Source organism: Bacillus sp. FSL M8-0063 (assembly GCF_038005545.1).
Lineage (GTDB): Bacteria > Bacillota > Bacilli > Bacillales > Bacillaceae_G > Bacillus_A > Bacillus_A wiedmannii.
Map to the genome: position 1 here is coordinate 3526013 of NZ_JBBOTJ010000001.1, position 16410 is coordinate 3542422.

The following is a 16410-nucleotide window of genomic DNA, read 5'->3' on the forward strand; positions in this document are numbered from 1 at the left end:
TTTTTATTTAAGCTTTTGTATGTTCTTTATGGCCACATTCGCAATGAGATCCACATTTCCCGTATAGTACTGTTGATTTTTCATCTTCAAAATGTCCGATTGTTCCTTCACATACTTGGCATACGATTGTTCCCATTTTTCATTTCCCCCTGAGTTTTAATAATAATCTACTTATTTATAATTAAGCTTTCGCCTTATCTCTATTAGCACATTCACAATTTGTACCACATTTTCCGTAAAGCACTGTCGTTTTTTCATCTTCAAAATGACCGATTGTTCCTTCACATACTTGGCATACAATTGTTCCCATTTTTTATTTCCCCCTAAGTTTATGGTCCTAAAAACTTTTAGCTGTCCATTTCCTATCAATTATTGGGCTTTTGTATGCTCTGTGTGATCACATCCGCAAGATCCACATTTCCCGTAAAGTACCGTTACTTTTTCATCCTCGAAGTGTGCAATTGTACCTTCACAATCTTGACATACGATCGTTCCCATTTTTCATTTCCCCCTAAGTTTATAATCCCAAAAACTTTTTTGTAACCGCTTAACTTTCTGTCTTTATTTTAATATGTTATACTTTTTACGTCAATAGGTTTTTAGTATAACACATTAAATATTTTTAATTTTAATTAGTATGCGATATTCAAACAAAAAAACAGCCATATTTATACGTACGACTGTTTTACATTAATTATTCTTCATATTCCGCATGCAAAGAAGTAGGTGGGACTAAAAACTTGAAAAACTGAGCTAACTCTGCCGCTTCCTCTTCTGATCCTAATTTAAAAATCTCCTGTATATGTTGAACATTCTCTACATCATCTCGCCCAAGTAAAGTAGACCTTCCTGTTTGCATGCAAACAATGAGTGGCTTTCCAAAAAACATATTTGTATAAATAACACCAAAATCATAACGAGTATCATGTGTCATAAAACCCAAAAATCGTACCTTCACACTTTCATGTTCATCATACAATTTTTCAAACATCGGTTTCCACCTTTCTCCATCACCTTTCATTAGTATATTAAACAAAAAAAGGAATACTCCTTTTAATTGTCAAAAAATTCAGTATCGTGTAGAATGTTAGTATTCTACTAAGGTTAGGGGGATCTTATATGCAACATGCCTTTATTACGCTTGTACCTAAATCCAATCAACAATCTGTTTCAATAGATGATATAAAACAACTTTTTCATTACTATCAAACAGTTACTTCCAAAACTGGTGTTCAAATTAATTACGCTTATACAAATACCGCTTTTCCTTATGAAATTTTAGATACATCAGCAACAACATTAAAACTACAATCTACTCACGATCGATATGACTCCATTTATGTTGGTGTTGGTATAGAAAAGGAACAATCTTTTATTCAGATTTCTTTACCACCTAATGCAACATTTGGTGATAAAGGAAAAGCAAATGAATTTTGCCGTTTTCTAGCGAAGAAATTAGAAGGAGAGTTACAATTATTTAATGGAAGAACAATGTATTTCTATAAACGTTAATTTAAAAACAAAAATAAACGATTAGAAAGATCATACTATTTGTGCAAGTAAGAAGTATTGCTTTCCTCCTTGCACTTAGTATGACATATGCTATCACATACGCTAAGTACAAAAATATAAGAAAAAGAAAAATTTTATAATGCAGTTTATCCCGACTTGACAATAATAACACTGCTGAAAATCCACTCCACAAAACTAGATGAAAAAATGAAGCTAGCGTAATTTTCATAGCGTTACCTCCTTATCCTTTCTATTATATGCTTCAACTCTTCCCCCTTAGTATTTTGAAAGTAGACTTCTCCAAATTCCACCTAATCCACTGTTTAATTTTTCCTGTTTTTTTAATTCCCCAACTATTCACATACGAATATCCCTCGTTCTTAACAATAAATTCGCTCATATCTCCCATAAGACAGATTATTCATTTATCGCATGGTATACTCCTTAAGAAGAAAATATAGAAAGGAATTAATAATACATGGTATTTAGCAATTTGTTTTTTTTATGTCTTTTTTTACCTGCAATTCTTTTCGTATACTACTCAGTACGGAAAGAATTACAAAACATCGTTCTTTTATTATTTAGTTTATTATTTTATGCTTGGGGAGAACCAATATATGTCTTCCTAATGCTTTTCTCTATTTTCATCAACTATTGGTTCGGAATATGGCTTAATAAAGACCGACTATCTAGTGCAAATAGAAAACTTATTTTTACTATAGCAATTGTTGTCAATACTGCTATACTAGGATATTTTAAATACGCTAATTTTTTAGTAGATAATATAAACGGAATTTTTCATACAAACATTGTACTCGAAAAAATCCCCTTGCCAATTGGGATTTCATTTTTCACTTTCCATGCAATGAGTTATATTATCGATATTTATAAGAGAAAAGTAGAAGCTCAGCGAAATCTATTTGATCTTGCACTATATTTTACTATTTTCCCGCAATTAGTAGCAGGACCAATTGTTCGATATAATACAATCGCTTTTCAATTACATGTTAGAACAGTTAATGCTGATAAGTTTTCAGAAGGAATTCGTCGTTTTATCATTGGATTAGGAAAAAAGGTTTTAATTGCGAATCAACTAGGAGCTATTGCCGATGAAATATTTGCAATGGATCCAGCAACGATGAGCGTATCAACCGCTTGGATTGGTGCAATTGCTTATACATTACAAATTTATTTCGATTTTTCAGGTTACAGTGATATGGCAATTGGATTAGGAAAAATGTTCGGATTTGATTTCTTAGAAAACTTCAATTATCCATATATTTCAAAATCCATCTCTGAATTTTGGCGTCGCTGGCACATTTCACTTGGTTCATGGTTCCGTGATTATGTTTATATTCCACTAGGCGGAAATCGAGTATCTCCTTGGAAAAACTATCGAAATCTATTTATCGTATGGGCATTAACTGGATTTTGGCATGGAGCTAGTTGGACATTTATGATATGGGGTATTTATTACGGATGTTTAATTGCTTTAGAAAAGGCTGGTTTCGAAAAAATATTACAAAAATTATGGTGGCCGATTCAACACATATACGTTATGTTTTTAGTAATTATTGGTTGGGTGTTCTTCCGCGCTGATAATTTTAGCTACTGTTCTAAATTTTTACAAACAATGTTCGGATTAAATGGATCGTTGACTGACATTACTAGTTATTTCTATGTGATGAATTATTGGGGAATCTTTATACTTGCTATTATTACATCAGCTCCAATTTTCTCTTGGATCAAGAATCCATTAGCAAATAAAAAGGTAGTAATTTTATCTCCACTTTATTACTTGAGTGTTTTAATCATAACTATGATGTATTTAACGAATGCAACTTACAATCCATTTATTTACTTCCGCTTCTAAAGGAGGGCTGGAGGACTAACAAGGCATTTACTCATGAACAATTAGAAGACCGATCACCATTGAATATGAAAGGTGCATTTTATGCATACGAACACACTACATGCTGTCATTATTAAAGATTCTTATGCAAATACAGCTTATCCTTTATTTGCACAAGAGTTTGAATAAACAACATTTATTGATCCACGATTTGCGGCAAGTAAAAATGTAAAGCAAGACCTCGAAAAACTAAATGCTGATATCGTATTATTCCTTTATAATGACACTAGTACAAATAAAGAAATGTATCAATTTGAAAACAAAGAATACAAAACAAGAGGTGAATCAACAAAATTCACCTCTTGTTTTTCTATGCATATAACACACGAAAAAAAACGTCTTCTAAATTTAGAAGACGTTTTTTTATAATTATTTTACAATGTGAATTGGCATTCCAAGAGCAACTTCAGCTGCTTCCATCGTGATCTCACCTAATGTTGGGTGAGCGTGGATTGTTTGAGCGATATCTTCTGCTGTCATTCCAGCTTCGATAGCTAAACCAATCTCAGAGATAATATCAGAAGCGCCTGCACCTGCAACTTGAGCACCTACAAGAAGACCATCTTCTTTACGTGTTACAAGTTGTAGGAAACCGTCAGTGCTGTTTAATGATAATGCACGACCGTTAGCAGCGAATGGGAACTTAGATACAGCTACTGTCATTCCTGCTTCTTCAGCTTGTTTCTTAGTGTAACCAACAGATGCTAATTCTGGATCAGTGAAGCATACTGCAGGAATTCCGATGTAATCGATTGCTGATGCATGGCCACTAATTGCTTCAACAGCTACTTTACCTTCGTAAGAAGCTTTGTGAGCTAATGGTGGTCCAGGAACGATATCACCGATTGCATAGATGTTTGATACGTTTGTACGACATTGCTCATCGATTTCGATGATGCCGCGGTCAGTCATTTTAACTCCAACTTGCTCAAGACCAATTTCTTGAGTGTTTGGACGACGACCTACAGTTACTAATACGTAATCTGCTTCTACAGTTTGGATTTCACCTTTAACTTCAAAGCTAACTTTTACGCCAGTTTCTGTTTCTTCAACGCCTTTAGCCATAGCTTTTGTATGGATATTTACGTTACCTTTCTTTTGAAGAGCACGTTTAACAACAGAGCTCATAGCTTTTTCGAAACCAGCTAAGATTTCGTCGCCAGCTTCTACTACAGTAACTTCTGTACCGAAGTTAGCATATGCAGTTCCTAATTCCATACCGATGTAACCGCCGCCGATTACAACAAGTTTTTTAGGAATTTCAGGTAAGCTTAAAGCACCTGTAGAGTTGATAACACGTTTAGAGTATTTGAATCCTGGAATTTCGATTGGTGTAGAACCAGTTGCAAGAACAGCATTTTTAAACGTATACGTTTGTGCTGCATCTTCAGTCATTACGCGTAATGTATTAGCATCTACGAAGTAAGCTTCACCGCGAATGATTTCAACTTTGTTACCTTTAAGAAGGCCTTCAACACCGCCAGTTAATTTCTTAACTACGCCGTTTTTCCATTCTTGAACTTTTGTAAAGTCAACTTTTACGTTCTCTGCAGTGATACCCATGTCATCAGAATGCATTGCATTCTCATAACGATGACCTGCATTGATTAACGCTTTTGAAGGAATACATCCAACGTTTAAGCATACGCCACCAAGGTTAGCTTTTTCGATAATTGCTACCTTTTGACCTAATTGTGCTGCACGAATTGCCGCAACGTATCCACCAGGACCTGCACCAACAACGACTGTATCTAATTCAATTGGGAAATCTCCTACTACCATTGTTATTACGCCTCCATTACTAATAATTGTGGGTCATTCAATAGACGTTTAATTTGGTTTAATGCTTTTTGAGCAGTTGCGCCGTCAATTAAACGATGGTCAAAGCTTAGAGATAATGCTAATACTGGAGCTGCAACGATTTCACCGTTTTTCACAACTGGCTTCTCAGCGATACGGCCGATACCAAGGATTGCTACTTCTGGGTGGTTGATAACTGGAGTGAACCATTGTCCACCTGCAGAACCAATGTTTGTAATTGTGCAAGAAGCACCTTTCATTTCAGCTGGAGCTAAACGACCTTCACGTGCTTTACCAGCAAGATCATTGATCTCGTTAGAAATAGTGAAGATTGATTTACGATCTGTATCTTTAACAACTGGTACTAATAGACCTTTGTCTGTATCAGCTGCGATACCGATGTTGAAGTAATGTTTATGAACGATTTCTTGAGAAGCATCGTCTAAAGCAGTATTCAACATTGGGAATTCACGTAATGCAGATGTTAAAGCTTTAACAACGTATGGAAGGTAAGTTAATTTAATACCTTTGTCAGCTGCAACAGCTTTGAACTTCTTACGGTGAGCAACAAGTTCTGTTACATCTACTTCATCCATTAATGTTACGTGAGGAGCTGTATGTTTAGAGTTAACCATTGCTTTTGCAATCGCTTTACGGATACCACTCATTTTCTCACGAGTTTCTGGATATTCACCAGCTGGGATTGGTTGTGCTTTTGGTGCTTCTTCTTTCGCTGCTGGAGTAGCTTCTACTGCTGCTGGAGCCTCAGTTGCTGCTACTGCTTGTCCACCATTTGCAAATGCATCGATGTCAGCTTTTACGATACGGCCGTTCTTACCAGAACCAGCTACTTTATGAATGTCTACGCCGTTTTCACGAGCATATTTACGAACAGATGGCATAGCGATTACGCGCTCATTTACTACTTCTGCAGTTGCTGCTGGAGTAGCTTCCGCTGCTGGAGCTTCTACTGCTGCTTCTTCAGCTTTTGGAGCTTCATCATGATCGTCACCTTTAAATTTAAGGTTTTCGTATCCAGGAGCATCAAATTTAATTAATGTATCTCCTACAATTGCAACTGTTCCTTCTTCTACAAGTACTTCAAGTACTTTACCTTTAACAGGAGAAGGGATTTCTACTACTGCTTTATCATTTTGTACTTCAAGAAGTACATCGTCTTCGTTTACTTCATCGCCTGGTTTAATAAACCATTTTACGATTTCACCTTCGTGGATACCTTCACCGATATCTGGTAGTTTAAATTCAAATGCCACGGAATTCAGCCCCCTGATTCATTTCATTATTATGGAATATGTACAAAAGAAACCAGCATGTGCTGATTTCTTTTGCACATGAAAAGCTAAAAATTAGAAGTTCATTACTTTGTTAACAGCTTCAACAATATCTTTATGGTTTGGTAACCATACGCTCTCAGCTTGAGAGAATGGGAATACTGTATCAGCAGCTGCAACACGTACAACTGGAGCTTCTAAGTTTAAGATTGCACGGTCGTTAATTTCCGCTACAACGTTAGCTGCAATACCAGCTTGTTTTTGTGCTTCTTGAACTACAACTACGCGGCCTGTTTTTTCAACAGAAGCGATGATTGTTTCGATATCTAATGGTTGAACTGTACGTAAGTCAACTACTTCTAAAGAGATACCTTCTTTTTCAAGTTCTTCAGCAGCTTTTAATGCAGCATGAACCATAGCACCGTAAGCGATAACAGATACATCTGTACCTTCACGTTTGATATCAGCTTTACCTAAATCAATTGTGTAATCGCCTTCTGGTACATCTTGACGGAATGAACGGTACAATTTCATATGCTCTAAGTAGATAACTGGATCGTTGTCACGAATCGCAGAGATTAAAAGACCTTTTGCATCGTATGGAGTAGATGGAATAACAACTTTTAGACCAGGTTGTTGAGCCACTAATCCTTCTAAGCTATCAGCATGTAGTTCAGGAGTATGAACACCGCCACCGAATGGAGAACGAATTGTTACTGGAGCAGTCCAACGTCCACCAGAACGGTAACGCATACGAGCTAATTGACCAGAAACTGAATCCATTACTTCATAAATGAAACCGAAGAATTGGATTTCTGGAACTGGACGGAAGCCTTCTAATGCAAGTCCAACTGCAAGTCCACCAATACCAGACTCTGCAAGTGGAGTATCCATTACACGATCTTCACCGAATTCAGCTTGTAAACCTTCAGTAGCACGGAATACACCGCCGTTTACACCAACGTCTTCACCAAACACAAGTACGTTAGGGTCATTTTTCATTTCAACGCGTAAAGCATCAGTGATTGCTTGAATCATTGTCATTTGAGCCATGGCTTACTTCGACTCCTTTTCTTTGTAAATTTCATATTGTTCAGCTAAGTTGTAAGGCATTTTTTCGTACATGATTTCCATTAAATCAGTAACTTTTTGTTTTGGAGCTTGGTCAGCCTTAGCAATTGCTTGTTTGATATCTTCTTTTGCTTCTTCGATTACTTTCTCTTCAACTTCTTGAGACCATAGGCCTTTGTTTTCTAAGAATGCACGGAAGCGTACGATTGGATCTTTTTGTTCCCATTCGTTCTCGATATCTTTTGTACGGTAACGAGTTGGGTCATCACCAGCCATTGTATGTGGACCATAACGGAATGTTAAAGTCTCGATTAAAGTAGGGCCTTCGCCGTTTACTGCACGCTCACGAGCGAAAGCAGTTGCTGCGTATACAGCTAATGGATCCATACCGTCTACTTGAATTCCGTAAATACCTGCTGCTACTGCTTTTTGTGCTACAGTTTTAGCTGCAGATTGCTTTTCTACTGGAGTAGAGATTGCATAACGGTTGTTTTGTACAACGAAGATTGCTGGAGCTTTGAATGCACCCGCAAAGTTCATACCTTCGTAGAAGTCACCTTGTGAAGCACCACCGTCACCAGTGTAAGTAATTGCAACAGATTTTTTACCACGTAGTTTCATACCTAACGCAACACCAGCAGTTTGGATGATTTGCGCACCGATAATGATTTGTGGAGCAAGTGCATTTACATTCTCAGGCATTTGGTTACCCATGAAATGTCCACGAGAGAATAAGAATGCTTGGTATAATGGTAAACCGTGCCATACTAATTGTGGCACATCACGATATCCTGGTAAGATGAAATCTTCTGCTTCAAGTGCGAAATGACTTGCTAATTGAGAAGCCTCTTGTCCAGCTGTTGGTGCGTAGAAACCTAAACGTCCTTGACGGTTTAAAGAAATAGAACGTTGATCTAGTACGCGAGTATACACCATACGGCGCATCAATTCTTTTAATTGATCATCAGATAATTCAGGCATAGCTGCTTCATTCACAACTTCGCCTTTTTCATTTAAAATTTGTAATGTCTCAAATTGAGCTGCGATAGCTTTCATTTGCTCATCAACATTAAATAGGGTCTTTTTTGTTTTAGTACCCATTCCGTTCACCTCTTCCTCTCTTGAACCATATTCTGAAACGCTTTCACTATCTATTAGCTAGACTGAAAACGCAACAATGTAAACCAACAAATTTATCTGTCGGTTGAGAATAATTTTGTGTACCTAACAATCTGTACTAATGTTTTTTCAGAAACATATTAATACAATCTTGATCACGTTTTTTAGTTTACAACTATTCTAATTACGATGTCAATTACTTTGGTTACGTTTTTTTATAAATAATCTGCAGGTTTCTTCTACACAAACGTGTTTTTATTTTTCACATCTGTATTAGTAAGCATTAACCTACTGTTATATTATTCCCTTTTCAACTTATTTTTTCTCTTAGAATAATATGTAAACGATTTAATTCTCTTTAGTTTTTCTCTCTTCTTAGCAAAAATATACAAACTCTTCTTCCTTTTATAGGTAATTACCCATACATTTCTATCCTTCCCTCCATACATTATAGTAACCGCAGTGTTAGCGGGAAATGATAAAGGAGGTCATCTCATGTACGGATACTCATATTGCTATCCAACTTGTTCAAATCCTTCCTACGGTTATGGCGGTTCTTGTGGCGGGTCTGGACGCGGCTTCGCCTTAATCGTTGTGTTGTTTATTCTTTTAATTATCGTTGGTGCTGCTTGCATTCGCTAATGTAAAATGAAACAACTATGGAAAGAAACAGACGGCTTTGCCGTCTTTTCTTTTTATTACATACATAAATATTCTATAGTAGAACGCTTTCCAAAGCGCTTCCCTACTTGTCGATGACTTTTTCCATCTCCTTTGGTAGACTAAAGAAGAAAGGAGAGATTACATATGCTTACAATGAAAGATGTAATTCGCGAAGGAGATCCTATTTTGCGAAACGTTGCAGAAGAGGTTTCAATGCCGGCGAGCGAAGAAGATACAACTACCCTTAAAGAAATGATTGAATTTGTAATAAATAGCCAAGATCCTGAAATGGCTGAAAAATATAGTTTACGCCCTGGAATCGGATTAGCAGCTCCACAAATCGGTATTTCAAAGAAAATGATTGCGGTTCATGTAACTGATACGGACGGTACGTTATATAGTCATGCATTATTCAACCCAAAAATCATTAGTCATTCTGTTGAACGTACATATTTACAAAGCGGGGAAGGCTGTCTATCAGTAGACCGCGAAGTACCTGGTTATGTCCCTCGTTACACAAGAATTACAGTGAAAGCAACATCTATCAACGGCGAAGAAGTAAAATTACGTTTAAAAGGTTTACCAGCAATCGTATTTCAGCATGAGATTGACCATTTAAATGGTGTTATGTTCTATGACCACATTAATAAAGAAAATCCATTTGCTGCTCCTGATGATTCAAAACCTCTAGAGCGATAATAAAAAAGGCGGAAGTTAATCTTCCGCCTTTTTTATATGAAATGGGTTCCATATTCACTTATAGCAATCCAGCCCATTTTAAGCCATGATATATGCCGTCTTCACTAACATCCTTTGTCACATAATTTGCAAGTTTTTTCAAGTCTTCGTGACCATTCCCCATCACAATACCTGTCCCAACTGCTTCGATCATTTCTAAATCATTTAAGCCATCTCCAAATGCATACACTTGCTCACGGTTAAATCCTAATTTTTCAATGAATTTCTCAATTCCTTTTGCCTTCGAACCACCATTTGGAATAATATCCATTGAATACGCATGCCAGCGAATGAAATGAAAGTCTGGATACTGATTAATAAACTTTTCCTCTTCATTCACTTCACAGAAAAGCAGAGTTTGATAAATATTACGCTTCTCATAAAAATCAGGTTCATATGCCGGATGTTCAAAGTTTAAGCTTCCAAAACCTTCTTTCACATAATCATGATATTCTACTGATGCTCTCATTTCTTGATGATCCAGATATACAAGTGGATATCCTTCTTGTTTTGCAAACTGAGTAAACTTATGTAAGGCAGCTGGATGTAACGGGTTATTAAATATTACCTCATCTTCAAATACAACGTACTGTCCATTAAAGCTAACATAATTATGTATATTGAGTTCCTCACGTATATCCTCAAACATAAATGGCGCACGTCCTGTTGCAATTGCTACATGCACACCTTTCTCTTGTAAATGTCTTACTGCATCTCGTGTAGATTGCGGAATCTTCTTATCGTGATCTAATAATGTTCCGTCAATATCAAAAAAGACAATTTTATCATTCATTTGTCAAAATCCTTTCTGTTACTCTATATTCCTATTTTGATTATCGCTTTTCAAATTCTAAAAAAAAGTATAACATATTAAACATCTGTGAAGAAAGCGTTCACTTTCTGACCTTATTTATGAAACCTGCATATATATATTAGTAAAAAATGTGGATACTTGTTCGTATGAATTTTCTTTTCTATTCTTTCTCATACTATACCTATAACTAACGGCTACTAATCGTTACTATAGAATAACTTTCCCTGTATGAGAAAGGACAAGATTCAACATTCACTTTTGTCTTCTTTCTTATATCAGAGACGGAGTTTTCACTAGTAATATGCATGTTTTAAATAAGGAAAGGAAGGAGTAATCATGCTGAAGAAGCTGAAGAAAAAGCTCAAGCGTTATTTAAAAGATCTAGTCCGTAAAAAGACAATCGCTTAAATTGTGCCCATTTCGGGCTTTTTCTTCATTCTCATTCGAAAAAACATGAAAATCGTGACTGTTTGCTTTATAATAAGTAACAGATAATGCAAAACATAGACAAGGAGAGGTTTTCCAAATGATTTTTAAAGTATTTTATCAAGTAAAATTGACTGAGGTTCCAGTACGTGAAAATACAAAAGTTTTATATTTAGAGGCTACGTCTGAAAAGGATGTTCGTAAGAAATTAAATAAGTTCGCATATAATATCGAGTTCGTTCAGTCTGTTACTGGTGCTCATCTTGAATATGAAAAAGAAAACGCTGATTTAACATTAGCGGAAATCGTATAGTCATATGAAATTTCTAAAGAATGATCAAGCTGCCGTTTTTGCTTTAGGTGGACTTGGTGAAATCGGTAAAAATACATATGCTGTTCAATTTCAAGATGAAATTATTATTATTGATGCTGGAATTAAATTTCCAGAAGACGAACTCCTCGGAATCGATTATGTAATACCAGATTACACTTATTTTGTGCGAAACGAAGATAAAATTAAAGGATTATTCATTACACATGGTCACGAAGATCATATCGGTGGAATTCCTTACTTATTACGTCAAGTAAACATCCCGATTTATGGCGGAAAATTAGCAATTGCACTAATCAAAAACAAATTAGAAGAGCACGGATTACTTCGTAAAGCAAAACTTTATGAAATTCAAGAAGATGATGTTATTAAATTTAAAAAGACATCTGTTTCCTTCTTCCGTACAACTCACAGTATCCCAGATTCATACGGAGTTGTTGTGAAAACACCTCAAGGGCAAGTTGTTCATACTGGCGATTTCAAATTTGATTTCACACCAGTCGGTGAACCAGCGGACTTAACAAAAATGGCTGAAATCGGAAAAGACGGCGTACTTTGTCTCTTATCTGACAGTACAAACAGTGAAGTTCCAAACTTTACAATGTCTGAGCGCCGTGTTGGTGATAGTATTCAAGATATTTTCCGCAAAGTAGAAGGTCGTATTATCTTTGCAACCTTTGCATCAAATATCCATCGTCTACAACAAGTTGTTGAAGCGGCTGTTGAAAACAATCGTAAAGTGGCTGTGTTCGGTCGCAGTATGGAAGCGGCGATTGAAATCGGACAAAACCTTGGTTATATTCGCTGTCCGAAGGATACATTCATAGATACAGCTCAACTAAACCGCCTACCGGCTAATAAAGTTGTTATTTTATGTACAGGTAGTCAAGGTGAGCCAATGGCAGCACTTTCACGTATTGCTAATGGTACTCATCGTCAAATTCAAATCATTCCTGGCGACACAGTTGTTTTCTCTTCTTCACCAATCCCTGGTAATACAATTAGTGTAAGCCGTACAATTAACATGTTGTATCGTGCTGGTGCTGATGTAATCCACGGAAAACTGTCAAACATTCATACGAGTGGACACGGTGGACAAGAAGAACAAAAACTAATGCTTCGTCTAATTAAACCGAAGTATTTCATGCCAATTCATGGTGAATACCGCATGCAACGTATGCATATGAAGTTAGCAAACGATTGTGGTATTCCAGAAGAAAACTGTTTCATCATGGATAATGGAGATGTTCTTGCTCTTCGTTCTGATGAAGCAAGCGTAGCTGGTAAAATACCATCTGGATCTGTCTATATTGACGGAAATGGTATTGGAGATATCGGTAATATTGTATTACGCGATCGTCGTATTCTTTCTGAAGAAGGACTTGTTATTGTAGTTGTAAGCATTGATATGAAAGAGTTTAAAGTTGCAGCAGGACCTGATATTATCTCACGTGGTTTCGTGTATATGCGCGAAAGTAGTGATTTAATTAATGATGCTCAAACATTAATTACAACTCATTTAGAAAAAGTAATGGAGCGTAAAACAACACAATGGTCTGAAATTAAAAATGAAATTACAGACACATTAGCACCATTCCTATATGAGAAAACGAAACGTCGCCCAATGATTTTACCAATCATTATGGAAATATAAGAAAAAGGACAATACCTTCATGGTATTGTCCTTTTCTCTTATCTTAAAAAGTGTTTAAAACGATCTACTTCATCGTCATGACCAATTACAATTAATATATCTCCCGCTTGAATATTTTCCGTAGCTCGAGGAGATACAATAACTTCTTTACCACGTTTAATCGCTACAATATTCAATCCAAACTTCGCACGAATATCTAATTCGATTAAAGAATGACCATCAATTTTTTTATTTGCAATAATCTCTACAATACTATGCTCATCTGAAAGCTCAAGATAGTCTAATACATTACTTGATGCAATATTATTAGCAATCCTTTTTCCCATATCACGCTCGGGGTGCACAATGTGATCTGCCCCTATTTTACTTAACACTTTTTCATGGTAATCATTTTGAGCTTTTACAGTAATATTTTTTACACCTAACTCTTTTAAAATTAATGTTGTTAAAATACTTGAATTTAAATTATCTCCAATAGCAACGACTACATGATCAAAATTACGAATACCAAGACTTTTTAATACCATCTCATCTGTTGAATCTGCAATTACAGCATGTGAAGCTATATTTGCAAACTCATTAATTTTATCCTCATCTGAATCAATTGCCATTACTTCCATACCTAATTGAGCGAGTTCTCGGCAAATGCTTCCACCAAAACGTCCAAGCCCAATGACAGCAAATTCTTTCTCTTTTTCACCCACAGGAATTCCTCCAATAACATCGAATACTATGTATTTTTATTGTAACATACTTTAGATTTGCTACAAAAACCTGTATATCATTCTTATTTTTGTTTTTGCATATAAAAATACTGTTGTAAATAAAATGCGATACTGAAAATTAACATACCAAATACAAATATATTTCCAAATGAACTAAATGTTTCAAAAACGAATAATAACGTTTCTTGTCCGAAGAAAGCAAATAATAGTTGTGTAAATGCGAATAGCAATGCCAATATATAATGATGTTGATGGAATAAATAATGTGTTGCACCTAAAAAAGCGATAAACGAAATAATGAAAATCCACCAATTTTCTAAAAACAGTTGCCAATTAGTAAATTGATATCCATTTACTAATATCGCAATAATTCCTATAACAGCCATCGTTGGCACACTCCAAAATAATGCTCGCCCTCTAAAGAAGCGTGTTCCTTTAACATCACCTTTTTCATGTGCAATGTATGTGAGTACTACCGTACTTATGTACAAAACTGAAAGAATTGTTAAAACGATAATAAGCCAAAAATGTAATTGATAATACTCATGCTCTATGTTTGTCACGATAGCCGCTAACATACACGGGATTAACATTCCAGTCCAACCATCTACTTTTCTTTCATTCCAAAACACTGTGTTACCAATCCGTATCCCTAACAACATAAAAATAATGATACCTAGTACAAATAATGTCGTTTTATTCCCTACTAAACTCGTCGAGAAAGCAATTAATCCAATAAATAAAAAGAGCACAAACCCATTCATAATTTCTAATACAGGTGATAAATATCTTTTCACCCATTTATATGTTTCGTCATATTCGTGATTATCTACTAAACGGTAGGCATAAAAACTTATCCCAAAATACACCGCCGCAATAATAACATACGCATATAAGACGAAACACAACATTGCACTGCTAATTTGCACGTAATTCCCCACCCTTTTTTCTATGTTTCACCTTGATTTTACACACTTTCTACACGAAATGTAAACATATATAAGCTAGTTAACTAATCATCTTCTCAATAAGCGATAATGAATAATGAGCAGCGGCTCAAAACCGCTGCTCATTACTTTATCCATTTGTATGCCAATGTGTATCCAAAACAAATATGAAAGATGTTTTCGTCTTGGAACTAACAAGTACCCGCTGTAAGTTTTTGCAAAGTTGGCGAGCGAGTTTACTTTCTAGTTCCTTTCCACTTTACATATTGATCTAAAAATGCGATAGCTTTCTCAATAACCTCTTCATCTGGTTTTAATTTCGCATGGTGTAAACCATATTCTGAATTTACCCCAAGCCAAAACATAAATCCAGGAATCTCTTGAAGCATATAACCAAAATCTTCCCCTGTCATTGCCTCAGTACATGTAATTACCTTCATATCAGTTTGTTCACTTACAAACTGCATAAACTCTCTCGTTAATACTTCATGGTTATATACTTGATGATACATCGCTCCATAGTCAATAACAGCTTCACATTGGAAGGAAGCTTCTATACCTGCAACAATTGCCTCAATCCTACTTTTAACACGCCTCATTGATTCCACTGATAACGTTCGGATCGTTCCTTCTAACCGAGACTTTTCTGCTATGATATTTTGAACTGTACCACCTGTTATTTTTCCGATTGTAATCACTGCACTATCAAGAGGATTCACATTACGACTAATAACAGATTGAAGTTGTGTAACAAGGTGACTTGCTGCTACAATCATATCATTTGCAGTATGCGGGTAGGCTGCATGTCCACCTTTCCCTTTCAAATCAACATATAACTCTGATGTATTTGCAAATAATAGCCCCTCTTTTGTGGCAATTGTTCCTACAGCGTATTCAGGTGCAATATGAAGACCAAGAATTATATTCGGCTTCCATTCTTTTAACTCTTCACTCTCTAACATAGGAAGAGCCCCTCCTGGTCCTTCTTCAGCTGGTTGGAATAGAAACACAAGGTCATCATCTATTCTTTCTGTTACAGCTACTGTTAGAAGGCCTAAACCGATTGTTGTATGCAAATCATGTCCACATGCATGCATCATTCCTTCATGAATAGAAGCAAACTCATATCCAGTTTCTTCGGTAATTGGTAAACCGTCTATATCTGCGCGATAACCGATAATTTTTTCTGGATTTTTTCCATTTACTTTAACAATGACACCTGTTTTCCATACTTTCACTTCCACATATTCATTCGAAAGCGTTCCTATGTAATCTAAAATATACTGTTGTGTTTTCCACTCTTTAAATCCAATTTCCGGTATTTTGTGTAAGTCTCTACGAATTTGAACGAATTTGCTTACTGCCATTTTTGCACCTCTATCTATAAAAAGCGCAAGAGCCTGTTA

Annotated in this window: 19 protein-coding genes and 1 pseudogene; 7 read left to right on the forward strand and 13 right to left on the reverse strand. The window is 35.9% G+C overall.

Going from position 1 to position 16410, the window contains the following annotated elements:
- Positions 1–7 precede the first annotated feature (7 nt).
- The 4 genes from MKX31_RS17745 to MKX31_RS17760 form a co-directional block, all read right to left on the reverse strand.
- Positions 8–136: a GapA-binding peptide SR1P gene (locus tag MKX31_RS17745; protein ID WP_088047244.1), complete on the reverse strand. Its 129-nt coding sequence runs from the start codon at positions 134–136 to the stop codon at positions 8–10.
- 45 nt (positions 137–181) lie between these two features.
- Complete coding sequence (locus MKX31_RS17750) at positions 182–310, reverse strand: GapA-binding peptide SR1P (RefSeq protein ID WP_064474947.1); 129 nt, start codon at positions 308–310, stop codon at positions 182–184.
- A gap of 59 nt (positions 311–369) precedes the next feature.
- Positions 370–498, reverse strand: a complete 129-nt coding sequence (locus MKX31_RS17755; protein ID WP_000536778.1) for a GapA-binding peptide SR1P — start codon at positions 496–498, stop codon at positions 370–372.
- A gap of 196 nt (positions 499–694) precedes the next feature.
- Positions 695–991 (reverse strand): DUF3055 domain-containing protein, encoded by a 297-nt coding sequence (locus tag MKX31_RS17760; protein WP_088047342.1) that lies wholly within the window; start codon positions 989–991, stop codon positions 695–697.
- 128 nt (positions 992–1119) lie between these two features.
- Between MKX31_RS17760 and MKX31_RS17765 the strand changes: the two genes are divergently transcribed.
- Entirely contained in the window at positions 1120–1512 is a 393-nt protein-coding gene (locus MKX31_RS17765; protein WP_098103102.1) for a DUF1885 family protein, read from the forward strand.
- A 1-nt stretch (position 1513) separates the two neighbouring features.
- Here the strand turns inward: MKX31_RS17765 and MKX31_RS17770 are convergent, their stop codons facing one another.
- A complete protein-coding gene (locus MKX31_RS17770) occupies positions 1514–1741 on the reverse strand; it encodes a hypothetical protein (protein ID WP_064474945.1) in 228 nt (75 codons plus the stop codon).
- Between the two features lie 249 nt (positions 1742–1990).
- On the opposite strand from MKX31_RS17770, the gene MKX31_RS17775 reads away from it, so the two are divergent.
- A complete protein-coding gene (locus MKX31_RS17775) occupies positions 1991–3385 on the forward strand; it encodes an MBOAT family O-acyltransferase (protein ID WP_340981379.1) in 1395 nt (464 codons plus the stop codon).
- Between the two features lie 96 nt (positions 3386–3481).
- Positions 3482–3691: pseudogene (locus tag MKX31_RS17780) on the forward strand (hypothetical protein); the annotation flags it as partial.
- A 102-nt stretch (positions 3692–3793) separates the two neighbouring features.
- Here MKX31_RS17780 and lpdA read toward each other — a convergent pair.
- The 4 genes from lpdA to pdhA all read right to left on the reverse strand — a co-directional run bounded on the left by lpdA (position 3794) and on the right by pdhA (position 8688).
- The gene (lpdA, locus tag MKX31_RS17785; protein ID WP_000260106.1) at positions 3794–5206 is read right to left on the reverse strand and encodes a dihydrolipoyl dehydrogenase; all 1413 of its coding nucleotides are present in this window, start codon (positions 5204–5206) and stop codon (positions 3794–3796) included.
- Positions 5207–5211: 5 nt separating this feature from the next.
- A complete protein-coding gene (pdhC, locus tag MKX31_RS17790; RefSeq protein WP_340981380.1) occupies positions 5212–6498 on the reverse strand; it encodes a pyruvate dehydrogenase complex dihydrolipoyllysine-residue acetyltransferase in 1287 nt (428 codons plus the stop codon).
- 93 nt (positions 6499–6591) lie between these two features.
- The gene (gene pdhB, locus MKX31_RS17795; protein ID WP_000068162.1) at positions 6592–7569 is read right to left on the reverse strand and encodes a pyruvate dehydrogenase complex E1 component subunit beta; all 978 of its coding nucleotides are present in this window, start codon (positions 7567–7569) and stop codon (positions 6592–6594) included.
- Between the two features lie 3 nt (positions 7570–7572).
- The gene (gene pdhA / locus MKX31_RS17800; RefSeq protein WP_000536893.1) at positions 7573–8688 is read right to left on the reverse strand and encodes a pyruvate dehydrogenase E1 component subunit alpha; all 1116 of its coding nucleotides are present in this window, start codon (positions 8686–8688) and stop codon (positions 7573–7575) included.
- A gap of 513 nt (positions 8689–9201) precedes the next feature.
- Here pdhA and MKX31_RS17805 point away from each other — a divergent pair.
- Both MKX31_RS17805 and def read left to right on the forward strand, forming a co-directional pair.
- Positions 9202–9348, forward strand: a complete 147-nt coding sequence (locus MKX31_RS17805; RefSeq protein WP_000274561.1) for a YjcZ family sporulation protein — start codon at positions 9202–9204, stop codon at positions 9346–9348.
- Between the two features lie 165 nt (positions 9349–9513).
- The gene (gene def / locus MKX31_RS17810; RefSeq protein WP_016086516.1) at positions 9514–10068 is read left to right on the forward strand and encodes a peptide deformylase; all 555 of its coding nucleotides are present in this window, start codon (positions 9514–9516) and stop codon (positions 10066–10068) included.
- Between the two features lie 58 nt (positions 10069–10126).
- On the opposite strand, the gene MKX31_RS17815 is transcribed toward def, so the two are convergent.
- Positions 10127–10900: a Cof-type HAD-IIB family hydrolase gene (locus tag MKX31_RS17815; RefSeq protein WP_064474942.1), complete on the reverse strand. Its 774-nt coding sequence runs from the start codon at positions 10898–10900 to the stop codon at positions 10127–10129.
- A 547-nt stretch (positions 10901–11447) separates the two neighbouring features.
- Here MKX31_RS17815 and MKX31_RS17820 point away from each other — a divergent pair.
- Both MKX31_RS17820 and rnjA read left to right on the forward strand, forming a co-directional pair.
- On the forward strand, positions 11448–11660 hold the full coding sequence (locus MKX31_RS17820) for a DNA-dependent RNA polymerase subunit epsilon (protein WP_000576445.1): 213 nt from the start codon (positions 11448–11450) through the stop codon (positions 11658–11660).
- A gap of 4 nt (positions 11661–11664) precedes the next feature.
- On the forward strand, positions 11665–13332 hold the full coding sequence (rnjA, locus tag MKX31_RS17825; RefSeq protein ID WP_000670370.1) for a ribonuclease J1: 1668 nt from the start codon (positions 11665–11667) through the stop codon (positions 13330–13332).
- Positions 13333–13370: 38 nt separating this feature from the next.
- Here the strand turns inward: rnjA and MKX31_RS17830 are convergent, their stop codons facing one another.
- The 3 genes from MKX31_RS17830 to MKX31_RS17840 all read right to left on the reverse strand — a co-directional run bounded on the left by MKX31_RS17830 (position 13371) and on the right by MKX31_RS17840 (position 16371).
- On the reverse strand, positions 13371–14036 hold the full coding sequence (locus MKX31_RS17830) for a potassium channel family protein (protein WP_000504032.1): 666 nt from the start codon (positions 14034–14036) through the stop codon (positions 13371–13373).
- Between the two features lie 83 nt (positions 14037–14119).
- On the reverse strand, positions 14120–14986 hold the full coding sequence (locus MKX31_RS17835; protein ID WP_046956446.1) for a hypothetical protein: 867 nt from the start codon (positions 14984–14986) through the stop codon (positions 14120–14122).
- A gap of 254 nt (positions 14987–15240) precedes the next feature.
- Complete coding sequence (locus MKX31_RS17840) at positions 15241–16371, reverse strand: N-acetyldiaminopimelate deacetylase (RefSeq protein ID WP_222660279.1); 1131 nt, start codon at positions 16369–16371, stop codon at positions 15241–15243.
- Positions 16372–16410: the final 39 nt, after the last annotated feature.